This is a genomic window from Collinsella sp. CLA-ER-H7, from assembly GCF_040092345.1.
Lineage (GTDB): Bacteria > Actinomycetota > Coriobacteriia > Coriobacteriales > Coriobacteriaceae > Collinsella.
Genome location: NZ_JBBNLT010000010.1, coordinates 1 through 22,730, shown reverse-complemented (window position 1 = coordinate 22,730; position 22,730 = coordinate 1). Strand labels below are relative to the sequence as shown.

Here is a 22,730-nt window from a genome sequence, read left to right as displayed (position 1 = left end):
CACACCCCGACCCCTTAAGCCATGTGTATGTTAAAAGCCGCGTGCTCGAAAGAGCGCGCGGCTTTTGTTTTCTTGATGATTCGGGTGTGGCAGACAGATAATGCTAAACACCCTAGGTAGTTAGCCGAATTCGAGCAAAAGGGAGGATAGGATGGCGATCGGAGCGCGTAAGCAACCGCTGTACGATCAGCTGGTCGATATTCTGACCGAAAAGATCGACCATGAATATCGCGCCGGTGACATGATTCCTTCCGAGCGCGAACTTTCGGAGCGCTATGGTCTCTCGCGCACCACGGTGCGCCTGGCTTTGCAGGAACTGGAGCGTTTAGGACTGGTGGTTCGGCAGCACGGTCGCGGTACCTTTGTGACCGACCGTTCGGCAAAAGCAACCAATCTCATGCAGTCCTACAGCTTTACCGAGCAGATGCGCGCGATGGGTCGCGACCCCGAGACCACGATTCTCGAGTTTTGCGAGATGGAGGCCGATAAAAATCTGGCCGAGCATATGGGATTGCGTATCAGTGATCGCATTTTTAAGCTTAAGCGCCTTCGTTCTGCCGACAACATGCCCATGATGGTCGAACGCAGCTATCTACCAGTTCGTCAATTTCTGTCCCTAAAGCGACCGCTGCTGGAGCGTAAGCCGCTTTACGATGTGATTGAGCAAGACTTTCAGCAAAAGATACGCGTGGCCGAAGAGGAGTTCTATGCGAGCATAGCCCGTCCCACCGATGCCCACCTTTTGGGAATTGTCGAGGGCTCGCCTGTGCTCGATTTGGTCAGGACTACGTATAACGAGTCAAACGAGGTTGTGGAGTACACACTCTCGGTTGCTCGTGCCGATCAGTTTAAATACAAGGTTTACCACCAGCGTAGCGACTAGTGTTCGCATCGTTTCCATATGATGATTCTTTGCATTTAACTGGTTACTACCAGATAACCAACCGAAGTGTATAATTGCACGTCAGAGGATTACTTCTAGAGAGAGGTATTAAAAATGTTCGAGAAGAGTGTCGAGGAGCTCACCGAGCTCGGCGCCCAGATCACCACGGCCGAGATTGCTCAGCAGCCCGAGCTTTGGCGTGATACGCTCAACATCTATCGCGAGAACAAGGAGGCCATCGAGGCCTTCCTGGCCGAGGCTCGCGCTATGGGCGAGGGCCGTCTGTCCGTTGTCTTCACCGGTGCCGGTACGTCCGACTACGTTGGCGATACCTGCGCCCCGTACCTGCGTCACGCTGGCAACACTGATCTCTACGACTTTAAGCCCATCGCCACGACCGACATCGTGAGCGCCCCGCGCGACTTCCTGCGCGCCGATGATCCCACGCTCGTGGTTTCCTTCGCCCGCTCTGGCAACAGCCCCGAGAGCCTTGCCGCCGTTGCCGTTGCCAAGGAGCTCGTCCACAACGTCAAGTTCCTCAACATCACCTGCGCTCCCGAGGGCAAGCTCGCCGTCGAGTCTGCCGATGATCCCAATGCGCTGACGCTGCTCATTCCGCGCGCCAACGACAAGGGCTTCGCCATGACCGGTTCTTATTCCTGCATGACCCTGCTCTCCACCCTTATTTTCGACACTGCCTCTGACGAGCAGAAGGCCGAGTGGGTCGAGACCATCGCCAAGATGGGCGAGGAGGTTATCGCTCGCGAGTCCGAGGTCGCCGATTACCTCGCTGGCGACTTCAACCGCGTGACCTACCTGGGCTCCGGCTCCTTTGGCGGCCTTGCTCAGGAGAGCCAGCTTAAGATTCTCGAGCTTGCTCACGGCCTGGTTGCCACTTCTTACGACACTTCCATGGGCTATCGTCACGGACCCAAGTCCTTCGTCGACGATAAGACGCTCGTCTTCGTGTTCGTCAACAACGACGCCTACACCCGTCAGTACGACATCGACATCCTCAACGAGATCGGTGGCGACAAGATCGCTCAGCACACCGTCGCCGTTCAGCAGGAAGGTGCCACCGTCTATGAGGGTGAGTCCTTCACCTTTAAGGGCTACGAGGCACTTCCCGAGGGCTACCTTGCTCTGCCGTTCGTGATGTTTGCCCAGGCTATCAGCCTGCTCAACTCCGTGCGCGTGGGCAACACGCCCGATACGCCGAGCCCCACCGGCACGGTCAACCGCGTGGTTAAGGGCGTGACGATTCACCCCTTCACCGCTTAATCGCGTCCCCCTGTAAGGGCGCCCGTCCGCTCATAACGGCGGGCGGGCGCTTTTTGTTTTACGTGTGCTGGGTATAAGCATCACCACAGTCAACTGCTTTAGAAGCAAGGAGTGCATATGAGCACGTACGCAATTAAGGCTGACAAGTTCTTCTTGCCGGCAGGCCCGCAACTGGGCGGCTATCTTATGGTCGAGGATGGCGTCTTTGGCGCCTGGCAGGCCGACGAGCCCTCTTGCGAGATTAAGGACTACACGGGATCGTGGATCGCGCCGGGTATGGTCGATACTCACATCCATGGCTTCTACAACCACTCAACTACCGATAACGATCCCGAGGGCATCGATATCAGCTCGACCGAGCTCGCCCGTCGCGGTACCACCAGCTGGCTGCCCACGACGTTCACCGATGGCGTCGAGCAGATCAAGGACGCCTGCGCCGCTATCGCCCAGGCGGACGAGGGTCGCGGCCCCGACTTCTGCGGTGCTCGCATTCAGGGCATCTACCTGGAGGGCCCCTTCTTTACCATGAAGCACGTGGGCGCGCAGAACCCCGCTTACCTGATCGATCCCTCCGAGGAGGTCTTCGATCAGTGGCAGGAGGCTGCGGGTGGTCGCATCGTCAAGAGCGCCATGGCGGCCGAGCGCGACGGTGCCGCTGCTTATGCGGCTGCTCTGAATGCCAAGGGTGTGGTGACCAGCATCGGTCACTCCGACGCCACCTACGATGAGTGCATCGCCGCCATCAACGCCGGTGCCAGCTGCTTTACGCATACCTATAACGGTCAGCGCGGGCTGCATCACCGTGAGCCCGGTGTCGTGGGCGCTGCCATGTCCACGCCCGAGACCTACGCCGAGATCATCTGTGACGGCAAGCACGTTAACCCTGCCGCCATCAAGGCGCTGCTGCAGGCAAAGGGCTGGCAACACACGGTGCTCATCACTGACTGCCTGGGCTGCGGCGGCATGCCCGAGGGCAGCTACACCAGCGGTGGCATGGACGTCATCATGAAGGACAACCTGTGCTGGCTCGCCGACGGCAAGAGCATTGCCGGCTCGGTGCTCACGCTTGCCCGGGGCGTCAAGAACATCGTCGACTGGGGCATCGCCAGCGCCGATATCGCCATTCGCATGGCAACCGAGGTGCCGGCACGCTCCGCGCACATCGAGGATAAGTGCGGCAGCATCATGCCTGGTCGCGACGCCGACTTTGTCGTGTTCGACCATGAGCTCACCCTCGTCGAGACGTATGTTGGCGGCCAGAGCGTCGGCAACGCCTTTACTGAGTAACGATAGAAAAAGACGGCGGGCCCGAATCTGCTCGGACCCGCCGTATGGGTTAAACGCTCAAAAGCACCTTCACAGTTACAGCTTGTTAGCAATCTTCTTTGCCGTGCGCTTGACGCCGGCCACCAGGCCTCCTGCAGGATGCTCCTTCTCGTATGCTAGGCGCTTCTCGCGCTTGGCATACTCTTCGACGATGATGTCGCCATACTCGTCTTCGATCTTGTCGAAGAAGTCGACGGCGCCCTTAATTTCCTCAGCGGTCGGGTGTCCCTTTTGGACACCGCCGGCGAGCTTGAACGGCCCCCACGTATCAAAGCCGGGGCAGCCGTAGACACCCATAAAGATGGCCTGCTTCATGCGGCAGATGCCATCGATATCCTTGCCGTACCACTTGTTTTTGCCACCGTAGGTCATAAGGCCAAACACCTTGTCCTGCGGCTGCAGCACGTTGGTGAGCACACGTGCCATATCTTTGTCGATCTCGGAGTAATAAATGCCCGTGGCGACACCGATTAGATGATATTCGTGCAGGTTGGGATACTCGTTTTTGCCAAGCGCCTTGACGTCGAGGGTATCGATTTCGGGGTGTGCCTCGACGATGGCGTCCACGAGCTTTTTCGTATTGCCGTGGTGGCGCGAGGCATAAAGGATGATGGTTCGCATAAGAAGGCCTTTCAGCTGTAATTGCATCAATGTCTGTATGGTACCCCGTTGCATGGCTGGGATACCGGACGCATCGATGAACGTGCGGGTTTGTCCTTTGGTCAGGGCCGAGACGGGTTCTTGCGAGCAAAAAAGCAGTTGTTCGAAAGGATGGGCAATGGAATACGCTCTCTCCAACGATTCGATTTCTATTAAGGTGTCCACGGCTGGTGGTTCGTTTACCTCGATTGAGGCCGGAGGTCGCGAGTACTTGTGGCAGGGCGATCCCGCCGTGTGGTCCGGCCAAGCACCGATTTGCTTCCCGATTTGCGGAGGCTTGCGCGATGGTAGCGCCATGACGTTTGCCGGGCATCACGTGAAGCTCGCTCGCCACGGGTTTGCGCGCAAACAGGAGTGGAAGCTGCTGAGCCAAGACGAGAACGAGCTGGCGATGTGCCTGGCTTCGGAGGATAACGCCGCGCTGCTGAGCGATTATCCGTACCCGTTTAAGCTTGTCGCTCGTTATACGCTTGAGGACGCCGCCGTGCGTGTCGCCTATGAGGTTACCAACGAGGGTACCGAGGACATGCCGTTCTTTATCGGCGGTCATCCCGGCTTTAGGTGTCCGCTCGATGAGGGCGAGGCCTATACGGACTACGAGTTGCGCTTTGAGAAAGACGAGGCTGCGGAGCTTTGCACCGCTGTCCCTTCGACTGGCTTGATTGACGTGGCAAACCGCTCCAAGAACCCCATGGTGGGAAAGACGCTGCCTCTGTCACATGAGCTCTTCGATTTTGCGGAGACCATCTTTGACGTGCTCGAGAGCCGTCAGGTCACGCTTTCCAAAAAGGGCGAGGACAAGGGCGTCCGCCTGAGCTTTGAGGGCTTCCCATATCTCATTGTGTGGAGCAAGCCCGAGGGCGATTTTGTGGCGGTTGAGCCTTGGGGCGGTCTTTCGACCTGTTCCGATGAGGACGATGTGCTTGAGCATAAGCGCGGCTGCCTTGTCGCCAAGCCCAAGGAGACCGTCGTTCGCTCGTTCACGATTGAGATTCTGTAATTCCGTTTTGTCGACTCGTATCGCGAGGCACAAGGAGCCTGCGAGATAAGGAGCTAAAAATGATCCTCACCGTTACGATGAACCCGTCTGTCGATACGCGCTATCAGCTCGATGAGCTCGTCATCGACGACGTCAACCGTGTGACGCCCGAAAAGACCGCCGGCGGCAAGGGCCTCAACGTGGCCCGTGTGCTGGGTCAGCTGGGCGACGACGTTGTGGCAACCGGTCTGCTCGGCGGCCACATGGGCGCCTACATGGCCGAGCTCATGGATGCCAACGGCATTAAGAATGATTTTGTACCCATCAAGGGCGAGACTCGCATTTGCCTCAACATCCTCCACGCCGGCAACCAGACCGAGCTGCTCGAGAGCGGTCCGACGATTGCCCCTGAGGAGCTCGATGCCTTTACCGCCAAGTTTACCGAGCTTGCGAGCAAGGCCGATGTCGTTACCATCTCGGGTTCGCTGCCCCGCGGCGTCGAGGCGGACTACTACGCCAAGATCACGGGCATTGCCGAGAACGCCGGCGCCAAGGTGCTGCTCGATACCTCGGGTGCTTCGCTCGAGGCCGCCCTTAAGTCCGAAATTAAGCCCGAGCTGGTCAAGCCTAACCTGACCGAGATCAACGGCCTTCTGGGCACGAGTTTTACCACCGACGATGTGGACGAGCTCCGCGCCGCGCTCGCCTCTGATGCCCGCTTCTCCGATATCCCCTGGGTCGTCGTGTCCATGGGTGCCGCCGGTTCCGTGGGCTTCCACAACGGCCGTGCGTTCCGCGCAAAGACGCCCGATATCCCTGCCGTTAACGCCACGGGCTCTGGTGACTCCACTATCGCAGGCTTCGCGCATGCCATCGCTGCTGGCGCAGACGACGAGACGGTGCTGCGTACCGCCAATACCTGCGGCAAGCTCAACGCCATGGATCCCATGACCGGCCATCTGGTCATGGACCGTTGGGACGAGGTCTACAACGGCGTTGTCGTGACCGAGCTGTAAGAGCTTGGGTGACGGCCCCGGCATCGCTTGCTAGCTCATGTCGACGACAAGTGCGGTAGCATTATGCCGGGGCGCGACGCCGAGTTTGTCGTGTTCAATCCCGACCTTACCCTGGTCGAGGCGTATGTGGGTGGCAACAGCGTCGGTAACGCGTTTGCCGAGTAGCCGCCAAAGAAGCGATCCGAAAGGGGATTTAGATGATTTACGGTGCATTGGGCGATATCGAGGAGTATCGCGGAATGCTCAAGGGCCTCGACGTGCTGATCGACTGGCTCGAGGAGAACGACCCGGCGCAGCTCGAGGTCGGCAGCCATCCGATTCTGGGCGACAAGGTCTATGCGAACGTCATGGCTCCCACGACGCGTCCCGAGGCCGAGGCTCACTATGAGACGCATCAGCGCTATCACGACCTGCAGATCGATGTCGAGGGTCGCGAGGCCTTTAAGGTTGCCACGGGCAGCCTGACGTTGGTTCAGGAGTTTGACGAGAAGGACGACTACGATCTGGTCGATTCCGACGCTTCGATCGCCGGCGATCTTGCCGACGACAAGTTCGCGCTGTTTGTTGCCGGCGAGCCTCACATGCCCACGCTCGAGTTCCCGGGCGATGGCGCACAGCCGGTCAAGAAGATCTGCTTTAAGCTGCTTGCAGACGCTTACTGGGAGGAGTAGCGCACTGCTCGGCTGAGCTGCTCGTCTGATGACGTGATTCCATTGAGGAGCGCGCTTGAGCCCCGTTAATCGCGGTTCCCTTGGGGATTGCGGTTGGCGGGGCTTTTTTGTTGAGTAGGGGAGTTGCCGGCGGCGTTTTGCTTGGATTTATTTGCGAAGAACATCGGCTAGCCGCAGGATTGAAATCATCGACCGATAAGTGAGTTCCACTTTTTCGCCCGCAAGCAGTCGTTTCGAGCCAATCTCATCTAGCCCCACAAGCCGAGAAAACAGCGGGCCGCTCATCGTGCCATCGTCAATTGATTCCCTTATGGTCTTCAAAACGTCCGTATCATGAAGCGATGCCGAGCTGTAGGGGGCAACACGAGCGGAACTCTCAATTAACGACGAGACAAAAGGATGGAGATGCTTTGGACATAGTCCATCAAACACCACAACCCCATTGTCGTTCGAGCCGACCAGGCGCCAAGTATAATGATCGACCCAGTCATCTCCGTCATATATGGCGTCCATGAGCAACTTCCCGTCTAGAGAGAGAAACCTATTTGGACATCGGGGCGCAAGACCGCAATCCATATCGGGCCTGCAGCAGCTCCAACCCAACGCACCACATAGGTTCCCTTTCGTACATGTGTATCAATCTGCCCCGAAATGCCGGTGAATGCAATTCCAGACCCGTTTGTCGGATAGCAATCGACGTATTTTTGTTTTCCGCTCACAACCTTGTATAGATATATCGTTCCAGCAAAAGAGAAGGTATCGTGACTATTTTAGATCTATATGGCCAATTCGAGCCCTCGCCATGGCAATTGTTGCAGCTGGGTTTCTTTTCATTAAAATTTCACTTTGGTAAATCCCCGCCCCTAAGCATTAAACCCGAAGTCCACCGAGTGGGCGAATTCCGGCGGATGTGCGCCTGAAATCGGTAACAAAAAAGCCGCCCGAAGGCGGCTATCTTGTGCAATGGAGCCAGCGACCGGGCTCGAACCGGTGACCCCCGCTTTACGAGAGCGGTGCTCTACCAACTGAGCTACGCTGGCGGCCATGTGGTGACGCAACTGAGGCGTCAACGGCTGTCTATGATACGGGACATCGCACATCCGCGCAAGTGTTCTGACGGCTTTTCTCACTTTAAATGCACTAATATTGGAGACGCGATATCTTGCTCTTACGGGTCTCAAACAGAATGGGGCTGCCATGGCTCAACCCAGGATCCTTCTTACACGTATCGATGACCGGTTTATTAACGGGCAAGACGTTGAACTGTGGAACGAGGCTGTGGGTTCCAACCTCGTCCTAATCGTCAACGACGAGATTGCGGCTGATTCGCGCAAGTGGGCGCCTATGAGGGTCGCGGCGCCCGAGGGCGTTTGGACGCGGTTTTTCTCGGTGCAAAGGACCATCGACATCATTCATGCCGCAACTCCGCGCCAATGGATTCTCATCATGGTGGCGTCGCCCGCGGATGCGCTCGCGCTGGTCAAGGGCGGTGTGCCCATTACCAAGATCAGCATCGGTCACATGCAAGCAGGGGAGGGCAAGCGCCTCATAACGCCCGCGGTTGCCGTAGACGACACAGACGTCGTTGCTCTCAGAGAGCTGCAAAAGCTCGGCATTGAACTAGAAATCCGCTATCTCCCCAGTTCCGCCCCCGACCCCATCGAAGCCTTGCTCAATTGAACCCTTGGGGACGGAGGGAAAGGAATCATTTTACCTTCGTAGGGGGTCTGTGTGGCGCCGTCTGCCAAAACTATGCCGGTTTACTACGATGAATTGCTTATCGCCGAGCATGTCAAATTTGCGGAGAATAAAACCGCAGGTAGACGAGTTGCTAATTTTTTATAAACCAGCGCGTGGACGGACATCGTGGGTTCATCGTAGTAATTCGGCATAGTTTTGTTATGTCACCAATTCGGTGGCATCGAAAAAAGGATTTAGGCATGAAACAGCGCCCGTCGGCGGTGGTGCCGGCGGGCGCTGCTGTGCGATATGTTGCGTTGTGGGCTTAGTGCCTCATAAAGTGGTATTCGATCACATTGCTGTAGGGGTGACCCGGGCCCACAATGCCTTGCGGGAACAGCGGCTGGTGCGGCGTGTCGGGGTACATCTCTGCCTCGAGGGCAAAGCCGGCGCCCCAGCCATAGTTGGCATCGTCCTTGGCGTGCTCGTCGCCCAGCCAGTTGCCGGTGTAGAGCTGCACGCCCGGGGCGGTGGTGTAGTAGTCTAGCTCGCGGCCGGTCCACATCTCCTCGACATGCAGGGCGCGGCGCAGGTTGCGACCGTACTGATAGTCATCGATGCACAGGCAGTGGTCGTAGCCGCGTGCCTGCTTAATCTGTGGATCGTCGGCCTCCATGCCAGGTGCGACGGGGCGCAGCTCACGGAAGTCAAACGGCGTGCTCTCGACTGGAGCAATCTCGCCGGTGGGGATGTTCTGCTCGTTGATGGGCAGGTAGTGGGCAGCGTTAGCAACAAAGAAGTGCTCACAGTCCATGCCGGCGTTGTGACCGGCAAGGTTAAAGTACGTGTGGTTGGTCATGGCCACGTAGGTGGCGCGGTCGCTCTCGCAGCCGTATTCGATACGGAAGCAGCCGGTGCGCGTCACGGTAAACACGGCCGTAAAGGTGCGGTTGCCGGGAAGACCCAGCTCACCGTCCTCAAGCGAGGTGGTCATGCGCACGGCATTGTGGACCTCGTCGAGCTCAACGTCCCACACGCGCTTGTGCAGGCCGTGCTCAAGGTCGCTGTGCAGGTTGTTGACGCCCTCGTTGGCCGGCATATGCCAGTCCGTGCCGGCGATGGTGATCGTGGCACCCGCAGTGCGGTTGGCCACGGGGCCGATGGTCGCGCCAAAGCAGGCGGGGTTGTCAAAGTAATCCTCGAGCTTATCGAAGCCCAGCACCACATCGCGCACGTTGCCGGGGATGTCGGGCACGTCGATGCCCAGCACGGTGGCGCCAAAGTCCATAATGCGAACGCAGATCTCGGGCCCGTTGAGGGTGTAACGATGAACGGGGGTACCGCACGGCGCGGTGCCGAAAAGCTCGGAAGTGATCATTTGGTTCCTAACATCGAGGTATTTCCGACAAACTGTAGCGCGAACAGGCGAGATTATCACTACACCCCACTAAAGCAGGGGGTATTTTTCTCAAAAAAGTGATGATTGAGCTGTACGGGCGTTCATTTTTGACACGCACGGGTCTGATACAATTTGTTCGTTACTGTTTGAATGATATGCACGCATAGAACGGCGAGGATTCATCGTGATTAAGGCAGAGCGACAGGATAGGGTTCGTCAGCTGCTCGAGGAGCAGGGCACGGTCTCGGTCAAGGAGATTTCGGATGCACTGGGTGTCTCGGATATGACGATCCGCCGCGATCTCGAGGAGCTTGCGAGCCTGGGCGAGATCGAGCGCGTGCACGGTGGAGCCCGCAGTGCGCAGGGCCGTCCACATGCTATGTTGCGCCATGAGTATTCGCACAGCGAAAAGCGCACCAAGCATGCCGAGGAAAAGTTGCAGATCGCGCGCCGCGCCGTGGAGCTCATCGAGGAGGGCTCGACCATCTTTTTGGGTACGGGCACCACGGTTGAGCAGATGGCCTCGATGCTGCCGGCATTTCGTCTGCGCATCGTGACCAATTCGCTTTCGGTGTTTAACCTGCTCGAGGCGCGCGAGGACTGCGACCTGTGCCTAGTGGGCGGCATGTACCGTCGCCGTACCGCCGCTTTTGTGGGACCAACGGCCGAGGATACCCTGCGTGCGCTGGGTATCGACGCGGCGTTTATCGGCGCCAACGGCATTCTGGATGGCGACGTGTCTACGTCTAATATAGATGAGGGTCGTATCCAGCAGCTCGCCTTTAGCAAGGCCGACTCGCGCTATCTGATCGCCGACTCCAGTAAGATCGGCAAGCGCGACTTCTACACCTTCTGCCGTCTGGACAGCCTGGACGCCGTGGTGTGCGAGCCGGGCATCGCCGCCGAGGATCGCGCCGCCATCGAGGAACTCACGCAGGTCATTTGCTAGCTAGCGCTGCAAGCGATACATCTGCCCCCTGCCGGCGCGGGGGTACCGCTTTACAATGACGCGTAAATAACTTTGGGCAACAAGGATGAGGCTATTCTGGGATATGACTAGACTCCGTATTTCGTCTTTATGTCCCTTGAGAATGAATCGTAGTCTTCATAGAGCCCCTCTCTGCTTTCATCCTCGGCGTGGTTTACACGTTCAAGGAGCTTATCCTTTGGAGCCTCTTTTGTTATTGCGGCCTCGCTATCGGGTAATGTGGATTGCAAGAATAGTTCTAGAGCATGGACGTCTTTGAGTATGTAGCCCGTCGAACGACCCGCTCCTGTTTTTTCGATTGCGCTGCAACTAACAAGCTGACCGAGGGTTCGTTTAACGGTAACCTCGCTGATATCGGGGCAGTTGGATCGGATGTCGGATTTCTTAATGACACCGGGTCTCTGTTGAAATAGAACGGCGATGCGCGCTTGCTTCGACATGGGACGAGTGCTTGATTCAATTAAGGTACGCTGCTCGAGCTGTCGGTAGGCGGCCAGGGTTGTTCCGAGCATGAAACGGATAAAGGGTGCTTCGGTGTTTTGATTTTCATTCCATCCAGCGGAGCTTGCAGCGAGGGCGTTGTAGTAGAGCGCCTTGTTGTCTTCAATAAGTCGTTCGATGCTGATGTAACGCGCAACGTCGTATCCAGTCTTTTCGAGTAGCAGCGTTGTAAGGAGCCGGCTCATCCTGCCATTGCCATCGTTGAAGGGATGAATGCTGACAAAATCGAAGATGAAGCGGAATGATATAAGGAGGGGGTCGCAAACTTGACGAGATAAGGCGTCGTTGAGGGACCGACAGGCTTCTTCGATAAGTCCGGGGGTTGCTAGGGCCGAAGGCGGCCTAAAGCGCACAAATCGATTGCCTTGATCGTCGATGGAGATGATTTCGTTATCGCTATCTTTCCAATGGCCCCCATACGAGATTGCTGTGTGTACCATGAGGTCACGATGCAACTGCAGAATGACCGATGGCGTTACGGGAATGGAATCGTGTTGCTCGTGAATAAGCGACAGCACATCTCGGTATCCAGCGATTTCTTCCTCTGCGCGGGAGCTTGGCTTGGCGGAATACGCCATGATCGCTTTGAGTCTTTTTTGGGTGGTAACAATTCCTTCAAGTCCGTTGGAGGATTGGGTGCTTTGGATCTTAGCTTCCTCCATAAGTGACGATAGAAGTTCGGGTTTGACTTGACTCAGAGCAAGCTGTCGGCCTTTATGCTCGCGTATCGAGAGGAGGAGGTTGGTGATTGGAGTTGCTTCGAGTTCCGCTGGGACTGTGGTGTAATCGAACTGGCGCATGCGGCTCCTTTCGGTATCACGAACATACTTTCGATATCATAATAACATTAAATGATACCGAAAGTATGTTCGTGATACCGAAAACTAGAAACCATGCTTCATAACTGCTTGGAAAGTTCGGATTTGACTATCTTATTGTCTTGATCTGTAACAGGTAGACGGTCGAAAGTGGGCTACGTGTTACAGATTTAGATATTTCTGCTCGGGCGTTCTGTTTGTCTCGATCTGTAACAACTGGGACCAAAAAACTCGGCTAGATGTTACAGATCGAGACAAACGGCCTGTTCGGGCCGAGCCAAAACAAAAAGGCCGCATGCGAACCCGTGGAGGGATTCGCATGCGGCCGACAGGGGGTATGCGGCGGAAACTAGGCCATGAGCAGGCCAGTCTCCGCGACGTTCTTGTACCAGTACGCACTCGCCTTGGGATAGCGCTTCTGGGTCTCAAAGTCGATGTAGAACAGGCCGTAGCGCTTGTTATAGCCGTTGGTCCAGGAGAACTGGTCCTGCAGCGACCACACAAAGTAACCGTCGACGTTAACGCCACCGTCGATTGCCTTGAGGATCCATGCGAGATGCTGACGCATATAGTCGATGCGAGGGGCGTCGTCGATAAAGCCGTCCTCAAAGTCGTCCTTATAGCCCATGCCGTTCTCGGTGATGTAGATCTTCTTGTAGTTGGGGTAATCGTTCTTAATGCGGAGCAGCAGGTCGTAGAGGCCCTCGGGATAGATGATCCAGTCCCAATCGGTGGTGGGTATGCCTTCGCGCACGCATGACTCGCCCACGCCCTTGAGGAACCAGCGCGAGGAGCCCTTGTCGCCGGTGCCATTGTGGTTGATGTCGTTCTCGCCCTCGGCAGCGCGCAGGAACTGGCACTTGTAGGTGTTGACGCCCAGGCAATCGTTGTAGGGGAGCGCGGCGGTCAGCGCGGCGATGTCCTCGTCGCGGACGTCGAGCTCGCCGCCGGCGATATGGGCCAGCTTGGTCGCAGCCTCCATGGTGTCGGCTGCATAGTGGCCGCGGAAGGTGGCGTCGAGTACCCAGCGGTTGTTGATGACGTCGGCCATGCGAGCTGCCTCGCAGTCGGCGGCGCTGCTGGGATCGAGGGGATACTTGGGCTCCAGGTTCTGGACAATGCCGATCTCGCCCTCAAAGCCGCCCTCATGGAAGGCGACGACAGCCTTGGCGTGGGCCACCATCATGTTGTGCATGAGCTGGAAGGCCTTGTCCAGGCGGTACTTCTCGCCGTGCGGCCAGTTGCCGACGATAAAGCTGCCCTCGGCGGTTGCGGGAATCTCGTTAAAGGTAAACCAGTGCTTGACCTCGGTGAACTCGGCAAAGCAGAACTTGGCGTACTCGACGAAGGCGTCGATGGTCGTGCGCGTCAGGAATCCCTCGCCGCCGTTCTGGTAAAAGGCCTCGGGCGTATCGAAGTGATCGAGCGTGACATAGGGGATAACGCCAGCTTTGTTGCAGGTGGCGAAAAGCTCGTGATAGAAAGCGACGCCCTCGGGGTTAATCTCGCCGGTGCCACTGGGGAAGATACGGCTCCAAGCGATGGAGACACGGATGCCGTTGATGCCGAAGCGCTGGCACAGGTCGATATCGACAGGATACTTGTTGTAGAAATCGCTTGCGGGATCGGGAGAGAAGCGACCCTGGGCAGCCAGGAAATCGTCCCAGGGTACTTTGCCCTTGCCGTGCGTGCGGGTCTCACCCTCAACCTGGTAAGCGGCGGTGGCGCCGCCAAATACAAAGCCGTCGGGGAACTGCATGGGGTTGGTCATGAGTCATCCTTTCTGTGGGATACGGATAGGGAGAGGTGCCCGAACTGGGGATCCGGGCACCAACAGAGGGAGGAAACTAGTCGAGGTTCTCGCGGAGCCACTTGATGGCGCCAGCGGGGTCGCGGGTAAGGTCGATATATTCCTTACCGCGCGGAGCGAGCAGCTTAATGCCCAGGCGATCGGTGTCGGCCTTCATGTCGTTGTAGTAGCTACGAACCTGCGGGGCAAGCACGATAACGTCGTACTGATCCATGATGGCAGTGTGCTGACCATAAGCACCTGCGGAGGAAGCGATGTTCTCTCCGGTCTGTGCGGCACCTTCCTTGATGGCATTGGCAAGCATGGCAGAGGTGCCGGCGCCGGCGCACAGGACGAGGACCTTCAGGCCGTCGACATCCTTCTTGGCGGATGCATCGGCAGCGGGCTCGGGCTGATCGGCGACAGGCTTGCTGTCGGCGGCAGCGGCGGTCGTCTCGGCGGAAGCGGCAGCCTGCTCGACAGCGGGCGCAGAGGCGTTGGCGGCGATGGCAGCGGCATCATTGGACTCGAGACCCAGCTCGGCGGCGCGCTCGGCCTCCTGGTCGCAGAGCAGCTTATCGTATGCCTTTAAGAACGGCAGGTAGATGATGGCGTCCAGCAAGATGATGATTGCGACAAACACCAGGGCGATAAGCTGGAAGTTTGTGGTGATGAAGATGCCGATGGGGGCAGGAGTAGCCCAAGGCACCACGCAGGAGAAGCCGTTCATGCCCACGTTATCGATAAAGAACTTGGCAACACTCACGTTGACGCAGCCGGCGGCAACAAAGGGGATGAGCATGTAGGGGTTAAGGATCATCGGCGCGCCAAAGAGCAGCGGTTCGTTGACGGCGAAGGCCACAGGAACAATCGAGGCCTTACCGACGGCTTTGAGCTGCTTGGACTTCATAAAGAGAATCAGCAGAAGCGGCACGATGAACGTGGCGCCGGTGCCGCCGAACTCACCCACGAGCGACATGTTAAAGGTGAGGGAATGGGCGGGATGACCACCGGCCAGCAGAACCTGCAGGTTCTCGGCCTGGTTGGCAAGACGGATGGGGTCGATGCCCGGCTGGACAATCGAAGGACCGTGGACGCCGATGAACCAGAAGAACGCGGTGGCTGCCTGGATAAGGATAAGGCCAGGATAGGTTTCTGCAGCGGTAAAGAGCGGGGAGAGCAGCTTGATGAGCAGCTCGGAGAACGGAACGCCCATGAGGTTGCGCACAACCACATCGATGATGCCGCAGATGATGACGGCGCCGCCAAAGGGGATGATGTCGCGGAAGTTCTGAGCGATGGCGCCCGGGACCTCCTTGGGCAGCTTAATGGTCAGATCGCGCGAGACGCAGAACTTATAAACCCACACGGTAATGAACGCGGCGATATAGGCCGAGAACAGACCGCGCGTGCCCATGCTGGTGCAATCGAAGACCGAAAGTTCGGAGCCGTTGAACTTGGTGGTGAACTGCGTGACTGCGAGCAGCAGCATGCTGCACTGGGCGGCCACCATGGTGGAGCCGTCGTTGAGCACCTTGCCGGCGGGCATGCGACGGTTCATGGAAGCCGTAAAGTTCTTGGCAGTGGTGCCGGCGACCATGATGCCCATGACGCCCATGGTGAAGTTGTACAGCTTGTTGCACCAGTCGATGAGCGGCTGGGGCAGCGTGATGCCAACTACGCCAGGAAGGGTGGCAATCAGCAGGAAGATCGAAGAGGTGAGGACGATGGGCATGCACCCAAGGAATCCGTCCTTAATGGCCTGGAGGTAGATGTTCCTTGAGATCTTCTCAAAGAACGGTTGATGCTTTTCGAGCATCTTTACGATGGCGTCCATAGAGCTCCTTTGCTACTTGATGCGCGATGCATGTGGATGGAACTGGTCGTCGATGGATGGTCAGGACTGCCCGGAAACCTTCCTGTTTAAGGAAGGCATTGCGAAATGACAACGTTGTCATTTCGTTAATGACAACGTAAGACATTTTTGGAAGAGCAACAAGGATTTACAGGTGAACGGTCGATATCGTCCGATAAACGGCTGATTTGTCAGTCGGGCGGGTAGTGTATGCTAGAACGCAAAAAACAAGCGATGCAAAACCGACTGGAGAAGTAGTGGCAACGATGGACAAGAAAAATGTCTCAATGAACGATGTGGCAGTTGCCGCGGGCGTTTCTCTCAAGACGGTGTCGCGCGTGATCAACGAGCCCGATAGCGTGCGTGAGTCGACGCGCGATAGGGTCCATGCTGCCATGGAAGCGCTTGAGTTCCGGGCGAACTTTGCCGCGCGTTCACTCAAGTTGGGCCGTTACGGGTGCATCGGCGTGGTGCTGTTCCACTTGTCGGGCGGCAACGTGGACATGATTGACGGTATCGCCGATGCCGCCGCAGAGCGAGGCTTTGCGCTCACGATGATTAAAAAGCGGGCGGGGGAGAAGATGACCCTTGCCGAAGCGGCACGTAGGATGTCGCAGCTTCCCGTCGACGGCATGATTTTCAACCTGCGCCAGATGGTCGATGACTTTGATACCTTTGAGGCGCCGAAAGACCTCAAGACGGTGATTATCACGTCGATGGAACATCCTACCTGCTCTACCGTCAGTGACGACCAAGAGGGCGGCGCGCGCATGGCATGCGAGTACTTCTTGAATCGCGGACACAAGAATGTGTACTTCGTCTCTGGTAAGAAAGAGTCGCTGTCGAGCCAGTGCCGTATGAAAGGTTGGCGTGCGGCACTCGAGGCGCGTGGCATTGAGCCGCCCGAGCCTCTGCAGGGCGATTGGAATGCGGATAGTGGCTATGCTGCGGGCCTTGTGCTTGCCGATAGACCCGATTGCACGGCGGTCCTCGCGGCTAACGACTGCATGGCAAACGGCGTGATGATGGCTTTACGTGACAAAGGGCTCAGCGTGCCCGACGACGTGTCCGTGATCGGCTTCGACGATGAGCTCTACAAGACGATTCCCAACTCGATTCTGACGTCGGTGAAGTTTCGCCACCGCGAGCTGGGCGTCCGTGCGCTTAACGAGGTCGTCGCCGGTCTGGAAGCCCCGAGCTCCAGAAGCCGTACGCTCGTCTCGGGCGTGCTGGTCGAGCGTTCCAGCGTGAAGGACCTGCGGTCGTAGACGTGCTCGGCCTGTTTGTCTCAATCTATAACAGGTAGGGCCGAAAATCTCAGCTAGATGTTACAGATTGAGACAAGCGGCCCCCGAACCGCCTAAAAACGCCGGGGGCGGCGCGCCGTGTGACGTGCCGCCCCCGGCTGAGAAATGGGGACAGGTTATGTGGGCAGGCGACCCCGCCAGCCGCTAGTCCAGACGACGGGTCTGCGCCACGTGCTTGTACCAGTAGGCGCTTGCCTTGGGCGTGCGCTTCTGGGTTTCAAAGTCTACGTAGAAGAAGCCATAGCGCTTGTTGTAGCCATTGGTCCAGGAAAACTGATCCTGCAGGCTCCACAGGAAGTAGCCGCCCACGTTGACGCCCACCTCCATGGCCTTGAGCAACCAGCGCAGGTGCTGCTCGATGTAGTCGATGCGCGGCTGGTCGTCCACAAAGCCGTCTTTGTAGGGGTCCTTGTAGCCCATGCCGTTCTCGGTGATGAAGATCTGCTTGTAGTTAGGGTAGCGCTGCTTAATGTAGACGAGCAGATCGAACAGGCCCTCGGGATAGATGATCCAGTCCCAGTCGGTGGTGGGGACGCCGGGCTTGTTCACATGCTCGCCAATGCCCTTAACGCGCCAGCGGCCGGTGCCCTTCTCGCCTGTACCGTTGTGGTGCAGGTCGTTCTCGCCGTCGTAGGCCTTCAAGAAGCGGCACTGGTAGTTGTTAACGCCCAGGTAGTCGTTGTAGAGCGCGGCCTCGCGCATGATCTCGAGATCCTCGTCTAGGATCTCGATGGTGCCGCCCGAGACGGCAGCCAAGCGGTTGGCGCACTCGAGGGTGTCGGGCGCGTAGTCGCCGCGGAAGGTGGCGTCGAGCAAGAACTGGTTCTGCAGCACGTGCTCGTTGTTGGCGGCTTTGATGTCGGCGGGGTCGTTCTCGTTGAGCGGATACTTAAACTCCAGCGACTGGATGACGCCGATCTTGCCCTTAAAACCGCCGTTGTGGAAGGCCAGTACTGCCTTGGCGTGGGCGAGCATCATGTTGTGCTCGCACTGGAAGGCCTCGGCCAGATGCGCCTTGACGCCGCCGGGGAAGGTGCCCTCGATGTAGGTGTTGGAGGCATCGGCCCAGATCTCGTTAAAGGTGAACCAATAGGTCACCTGGTCGGCGTACTCCTTAAAGCAGAAGGTGGCAAAGTCCACAAAGGCATCGATGGTTTCGCGGTTGAGGAAGTCGCCCTTCTCAAAGAGGGCAAGCGGCGTGTCGAAGTGATGCAGCGTGACAAACGGCTCAACGTGGTGCTTGTGGCACTCGGCGAAGAGATCGTGGTAGAACTGCACGCCCTCGGGGTTGATCTCGCCGGTGCCGTTGGGGAAGATGCGGCTCCAGGCAATGGAGAGGCGAATGCCGTTGATGCCGAACTCCTCGCACAGCTCCAGATCGACGGGGTACTGGTTGTAGAAGTCCGAAGCGGGATCGGGGGAAAAGCGCCCCTGGGCCTCCAAGAAGTCGTCCCAGGCGACTTTGCCCTTACCGTGGGTGCGGGTCTCGCCCTCTACCTGGTAAGCAGCAGTGGCGCCGCCAAAGACAAAGCCCTCGGGAAACTGCGCAGGCGGGTTGGTGACGCTAGCGGGGTTAACGGACATGATGATCCAATCGTCTAAATCGAAGGGCCAGCCGGTCTTGGATGGTCGGCTGGCCCTGAGCGTTACTTACTTCGAAAGTTGCTCGCTTACGAAGGCGAGAGACTTATCGCCGTTCTGGGAGAGCTCGATGTACTGCTTACCGCGACAGGCGACGCACTTGTTGCCCACGCGCTCGCAGTCCTTCTGCAGGTCGGCCAAGTAGCTGGCAGCCTGCGGGGCCAGGACGACCAGGTCAAAGTCGGGGAGCATGTCGACGTGGTTACCATATGCCTCGGCAGCGGTCTCAAGATCGATGCCGCGCTCTTTAGCAGCCTTGGCCAGCGCGTTGGCGAGCAGGCCCGAGGTACCGCCACCCTGGCAGAGCACGAGCACGCGCTTGCCGTTGAGGTCACTGGCGGTCGTTGCCTCAGTGGCGACCGCGGTGGGAGCGGCGGGCGCGTCGGGGGCGTCGGGGGCGTCGGCCTTCACGGCCTCGGCAGCAGCGCCGGCGGCAACGCTCTTGGCGTCAGCCTTGCCCTGGAAGGCATCGTTGAGCTTGGCGGCCTTCTCGGCGTTCTTGGCGGCGAGCTCCTCCTGGGAAATCTCGGCCTCCTCGGCGCACTTCTGGGCGTCGTAGGCACGGAAGAACGGGTAGTACAGAACGAAGTCGACGACCAGGATAAGGGCGAGCATCACAAAGGCGAGCGGCTGGAAGCCCAGGCCCATGATGGTGCCGATGGGGCCGGGGACAGTCCAGGGCAGGGTGTACATAAAGCCGTTCATGCCCAAGAAGTCGATAAAGATCTTGAGGATCCAGATGTTGGCGATCGGGGCAAAGACAAACGGGACAAAGAAGACGGGGTTGAGCACGATGGGCGCGGCGAACAGCAGCGGCTCGTTGACGGCAAAGCAGACGGGGACGATGGCGGCCTTACCGACGGCGCGCATCTCCTTGGACTTGGCTAGGAAGCAGAACATAAAGACCAGGACGAGCGTGGCACCGGTGCCGCCCATGCAGACGACGAAGTACTGGGCACCCTGGGTCAGGACAGCGGAAGCGTGCTGGCCAGCCTGGAACGCAGCCAGGTTGTCGGTCATGTTGGCAACGAGAGCGGCGGCGATGGCGGGCTCGACGATCGAGGGGCCGTGGACGCCGACGAACCAGAAGAGGCTCATGGCGCCGTAAATCACAGCGAGGCCGATATAGCCGTCGGCAGCGGTGAACAGGGGCTGGAACACCTGGATGACGCCCTGGGCAAAGCAGAAGCCAAAAGCAGCGCGGAAGACGATGTCAAAAACCCAAAAGACGGTGATGCAGACGGAGAAGGGGATGATGTCCTTGAAGGTCTGCGAGATGTTGGGCGGAACCTGCTCGGGCATCTTGACGGTGATGTTGCGCTTGATAAAGAACTTGTAGATGATGCCGGTCACAAACGCAGCGATGAAGGCGGTCAGCAGGCCCTTGGAACCAAGGTAGGTGGTGTTGAAGCCGCTGGCGGCGTCCGTGGCGACCGTGTCGCTCGAAAGGAGCAAGAAGCCGATGATGGCCGCGCACATGCATGAGATAAAGTTAATCTGGTTATTCTTGGGCAGGTCGCGGTTCTGAGCGTCGGCGAAGTGCTTGGCCGTGGTGGCGGCGCAGGCGATGGCCAGGATGCCCATGGAGTAGTTGTAGCACTTCCACAGAGCGTTGTTGATGTCATCGGGCCAGTAGAAACCCCAGATGTTGGGGACCGAGGCTACCAGGCAGAAGATGGACGAGAAGATGATGATGGGGATGACGGAGATAAAGCCGTCGCGGATCGCCTTGAGGTACTTGTTGCGGGCGATCGCGTTGAAAAAGGGCTGGCCCTTTTCGATGATGGCGATGAGTTGCTCCATGCAATGCTCCTAAGAGTCGGTGGGTTAGCAACGATGGTAGCTTTTGACGTTCGGTTGCCAAAATGTTGACGTTGCCATTTTGTGACACAAAAAAAGACGCGAACCGGTGGTTCCTGTGCCTGCGAACCGTCGATTCCTTACGCGTAAACGTTTGAGCCGCCCGGTGGCTCTGTGTTTGCACAATGGCAACGTTAACATTTGGGCGACAAAAGCCGTTCGGAGAAGCAAAAATGTCGGTGAACGGTAGGTTTTGGGTGGTGAGCGTATGGTGGGGGAGGCGTTGGATATACTTGAAGGCGGTAAAAATGACTGCGCAAGGTGCCACCAATGGCATCGTTGACATAGAAAGATCGACCTATGGCCGCTGTTAAAAAATCGGTATCCGTCAAAGACGTGGCGCGCCTCGCGGGCGTCTCGGAGCAGACGGTCTCGCGCACCGTGCACGATTCGCCCAGCGTGCGCCCCGAGACCAAGGAGCGCGTGCGTGCCGCCATGCGCGAGCTGGGGTATCGCCCCAATTTTGCCGGTCGATCGTTGCGCCGTGGCAAGTTTAAGACCGTTGGCGTCGCCATGTTCAACATTACCGGTACCGGCAACCTCGACCGTATGGAGGGCTTTGCTGCCGCGGCCGACAAACATGGCTATGCCATCACCCTCACTAAAGTAGATGGACATCCCTATACCCTCGAGAGCGCATCGTCGCGTATGAGCGCGCTGCCGGTAGACGGCATGGTCGTGATCATGAATCGCATGCCGGCGGACTTTGGCACCTTCGAGCCGCTGCCCGGCATGCAGACGGTGCTCGTTACGATGCTGGAGCACCCGCTCTGTTCAACGGTCGATAACGACCAGTTCGATTGCTCGCGCCAGGTGGTCGAGTACTTGCTGGGGCGGGGGCACAAAACCGTGCACTTTATTTCGTGTCCCGAGCGCTCGCTTTCGGGCATGCGGCGCGAGGAAGGCTGGCGCGAGACATTGCGCGCGCATGGTATTGAACCGCCGCGACTCGTCCGTGGGGATTGGACGGCACAGAGCGGATATGCTGCTGGTCAGGCTCTGGCGGAAGATCCGACCTGTACGGCCATTTATGCTTCCAACGATGCCATGGCCTACGGCTGCATTCGCGGGCTCGAGTCGTGCGGAAGGCGTGTGCCCGAGGACGTGAGCGTGGTGGGTGTTGATGACAGCCTGGGCGATATCGTGCCCGACCGTCGCCTGACCACGGTGCGCTTTGACAACAAGCGCGTCGGCATGTGGGCGGTCGACAAGATTGCCGGCGCCGATGTGGGTGCGTCTGGCGTGGAGCACATGCTGATCCCCGGTGTGCTCGTAGAGGGCGATACGGTGCGCGATTTGCGTTAGGGTGCGGCCCTGTTTGGGTTGCCGCTAATTGTGTTCGATATTGTTCAGATTGGTTTAAAAACCGTTCACGGGCGAAAAGTGACCGTTCATAGTTCGAAATTACGTTTTGAGCTGTTCTTTTTTGTTTGAATGTTATTGTTTCTGTCATACACAACGCAGCGCGTATGCCCGGACGCGATGCTCTCCATTGGTTCATATGTGAAAGGAACGCAATATGGCAACCAAAGAAGAAATCTCGATGGTTGGATTCGAGATCGTCGCATACGCAGGTGACGCCCAGACCGATCTGCTTGCAGCGCTCGATGCTGCTCGCGAGGGTGACTTTGAGAAGGCCGAACAGCTGCACAAGGATGCCAGCGATGCGCTCATCGGTGCCCACGACACACAGACCAAACTGCTTTCGCAGGAGGCCGGCGGTGGCGAGATGGAGATGACCTTCATCATGGCTCACGCTCAGGACACTCTCATGACCACTATGATCCTGGAGAAGCAGACCCGCTTTACCATCGATGCCTACAAGCGCATCGCCGAGCTCGAGGCCAAGCTCGCCTAACGAGCCCTCACAACCAAGTCCCCTTCCAAAAGCCCTGCCGCTATTGAACTGCCTCCCATTTCTTGGACATGAGAAATGGGAGGCTTTCTTTATGCGCGTTGATTTGAGGGTGAAGCATGATGTCGAGGCCAGGAAGGCGGCCATAGGGCTCTTCGAGCTCGGACACGGGTATAAATCTGCCGCGATTGCCCTTTCGCTTCCCGCGGAAGCCGTGAGAA

At 57.9% G+C, this 22,730-nt stretch carries 20 protein-coding genes and 1 tRNA gene; 12 read left to right on the top strand and 9 right to left on the bottom strand.

Translation table 11 applies throughout. The annotated features are described in order from the left end of the window. The first annotated feature begins 151 nt into the window (after positions 1–151). The 3 genes from AAAX75_RS06905 to nagA all read left to right on the top strand — a co-directional run bounded on the left by AAAX75_RS06905 (position 152) and on the right by nagA (position 3,451). Positions 152–883 carry a GntR family transcriptional regulator gene (locus AAAX75_RS06905; protein ID WP_349091570.1) on the top strand — a complete coding sequence of 244 codons (732 nt, stop codon included), beginning with the start codon at positions 152–154 and terminating at the stop codon, positions 881–883. 114 nt (positions 884–997) lie between these two features. Further along, complete coding sequence (gene agaS, locus AAAX75_RS06900) at positions 998–2,164, top strand: tagatose-6-phosphate ketose isomerase (RefSeq protein ID WP_349091569.1); 1,167 nt, start codon at positions 998–1,000, stop codon at positions 2,162–2,164. A gap of 117 nt (positions 2,165–2,281) precedes the next feature. Next, the gene (gene nagA / locus AAAX75_RS06895; protein ID WP_349091567.1) at positions 2,282–3,451 is read left to right on the top strand and encodes an N-acetylglucosamine-6-phosphate deacetylase; all 1,170 of its coding nucleotides are present in this window, start codon (positions 2,282–2,284) and stop codon (positions 3,449–3,451) included. 75 nt (positions 3,452–3,526) lie between these two features. Here nagA and AAAX75_RS06890 read toward each other — a convergent pair whose 3' ends face one another. After that, positions 3,527–4,111: a flavodoxin domain-containing protein gene (locus tag AAAX75_RS06890; RefSeq protein ID WP_271739428.1), complete on the bottom strand. Its 585-nt coding sequence runs from the start codon at positions 4,109–4,111 to the stop codon at positions 3,527–3,529. 157 nt (positions 4,112–4,268) lie between these two features. Between AAAX75_RS06890 and AAAX75_RS06885 the strand changes: the two genes are divergently transcribed. The 4 genes from AAAX75_RS06885 to AAAX75_RS06870 are packed head-to-tail and all read left to right on the top strand — an operon-like array spanning position 4,269 to position 6,816. Then, on the top strand, positions 4,269–5,150 hold the full coding sequence (locus AAAX75_RS06885) for an aldose 1-epimerase family protein (RefSeq protein WP_271739426.1): 882 nt from the start codon (positions 4,269–4,271) through the stop codon (positions 5,148–5,150). A 59-nt stretch (positions 5,151–5,209) separates the two neighbouring features. Continuing rightward, the gene (locus AAAX75_RS06880) at positions 5,210–6,145 is read left to right on the top strand and encodes a hexose kinase (protein ID WP_346964053.1); all 936 of its coding nucleotides are present in this window, start codon (positions 5,210–5,212) and stop codon (positions 6,143–6,145) included. A 27-nt stretch (positions 6,146–6,172) separates the two neighbouring features. Beyond that, entirely contained in the window at positions 6,173–6,310 is a 138-nt protein-coding gene (locus tag AAAX75_RS06875; RefSeq protein ID WP_347494102.1) for a hypothetical protein, read from the top strand. 32 nt (positions 6,311–6,342) lie between these two features. Further along, on the top strand, positions 6,343–6,816 hold the full coding sequence (locus tag AAAX75_RS06870; RefSeq protein ID WP_117743267.1) for a YhcH/YjgK/YiaL family protein: 474 nt from the start codon (positions 6,343–6,345) through the stop codon (positions 6,814–6,816). Positions 6,817–6,963: 147 nt separating this feature from the next. Here AAAX75_RS06870 and AAAX75_RS06865 read toward each other — a convergent pair whose 3' ends face one another. Beyond that, positions 6,964–7,329, bottom strand: coding sequence for a hypothetical protein (locus AAAX75_RS06865; RefSeq protein WP_349091566.1), 366 nt, complete (start codon positions 7,327–7,329; stop codon positions 6,964–6,966). A gap of 451 nt (positions 7,330–7,780) precedes the next feature. Next, positions 7,781–7,856, bottom strand: a tRNA-Thr gene (locus tag AAAX75_RS06860). A gap of 157 nt (positions 7,857–8,013) precedes the next feature. Between AAAX75_RS06860 and AAAX75_RS06855 the strand changes: the two genes are divergently transcribed. Beyond that, positions 8,014–8,496: a PTS sugar transporter subunit IIB gene (locus tag AAAX75_RS06855; protein ID WP_349091565.1), complete on the top strand. Its 483-nt coding sequence runs from the start codon at positions 8,014–8,016 to the stop codon at positions 8,494–8,496. 325 nt (positions 8,497–8,821) lie between these two features. On the opposite strand, the gene AAAX75_RS06850 is transcribed toward AAAX75_RS06855, so the two are convergent. Further along, positions 8,822–9,874, bottom strand: a complete 1,053-nt coding sequence (locus tag AAAX75_RS06850; protein ID WP_349091563.1) for an aldose epimerase family protein — start codon at positions 9,872–9,874, stop codon at positions 8,822–8,824. A 205-nt stretch (positions 9,875–10,079) separates the two neighbouring features. Here AAAX75_RS06850 and AAAX75_RS06845 point away from each other — a divergent pair, with 205 nt between their 5' ends. Next, positions 10,080–10,844, top strand: coding sequence for a DeoR/GlpR family DNA-binding transcription regulator (locus AAAX75_RS06845; RefSeq protein ID WP_349091562.1), 765 nt, complete (start codon positions 10,080–10,082; stop codon positions 10,842–10,844). 107 nt (positions 10,845–10,951) lie between these two features. Here the strand turns inward: AAAX75_RS06845 and AAAX75_RS06840 are convergent, their stop codons facing one another. The 3 genes from AAAX75_RS06840 to AAAX75_RS06830 form a co-directional block, all read right to left on the bottom strand. After that, entirely contained in the window at positions 10,952–12,184 is a 1,233-nt protein-coding gene (locus tag AAAX75_RS06840) for a Fic family protein (RefSeq protein ID WP_117743264.1), read from the bottom strand. A gap of 367 nt (positions 12,185–12,551) precedes the next feature. Then, on the bottom strand, positions 12,552–13,973 hold the full coding sequence (gene lacG, locus AAAX75_RS06835) for a 6-phospho-beta-galactosidase (RefSeq protein ID WP_349091561.1): 1,422 nt from the start codon (positions 13,971–13,973) through the stop codon (positions 12,552–12,554). Positions 13,974–14,049: 76 nt separating this feature from the next. Continuing rightward, positions 14,050–15,828, bottom strand: coding sequence for a PTS lactose transporter subunit IIBC (locus tag AAAX75_RS06830; RefSeq protein WP_349091560.1), 1,779 nt, complete (start codon positions 15,826–15,828; stop codon positions 14,050–14,052). 284 nt (positions 15,829–16,112) lie between these two features. Here AAAX75_RS06830 and AAAX75_RS06825 point away from each other — a divergent pair, with 284 nt between their 5' ends. Then, positions 16,113–17,114: a substrate-binding domain-containing protein gene (locus AAAX75_RS06825; protein WP_349091559.1), complete on the top strand. Its 1,002-nt coding sequence runs from the start codon at positions 16,113–16,115 to the stop codon at positions 17,112–17,114. Between the two features lie 183 nt (positions 17,115–17,297). Here AAAX75_RS06825 and lacG (AAAX75_RS06820) read toward each other — a convergent pair whose 3' ends face one another. Next, on the bottom strand, positions 17,298–18,737 hold the full coding sequence (gene lacG / locus AAAX75_RS06820; RefSeq protein WP_349088123.1) for a 6-phospho-beta-galactosidase: 1,440 nt from the start codon (positions 18,735–18,737) through the stop codon (positions 17,298–17,300). Positions 18,738–18,803: 66 nt separating this feature from the next. Beyond that, positions 18,804–20,597, bottom strand: coding sequence for a PTS transporter subunit EIIC (locus AAAX75_RS06815; RefSeq protein ID WP_349091558.1), 1,794 nt, complete (start codon positions 20,595–20,597; stop codon positions 18,804–18,806). Between the two features lie 357 nt (positions 20,598–20,954). Here AAAX75_RS06815 and AAAX75_RS06810 point away from each other — a divergent pair, with 357 nt between their 5' ends. Beyond that, complete coding sequence (locus tag AAAX75_RS06810) at positions 20,955–21,959, top strand: LacI family DNA-binding transcriptional regulator (RefSeq protein ID WP_349091557.1); 1,005 nt, start codon at positions 20,955–20,957, stop codon at positions 21,957–21,959. Positions 21,960–22,173: 214 nt separating this feature from the next. Beyond that, positions 22,174–22,512 carry a PTS lactose/cellobiose transporter subunit IIA gene (locus AAAX75_RS06805; RefSeq protein ID WP_006234827.1) on the top strand — a complete coding sequence of 113 codons (339 nt, stop codon included), beginning with the start codon at positions 22,174–22,176 and terminating at the stop codon, positions 22,510–22,512. Positions 22,513–22,730: the final 218 nt, after the last annotated feature.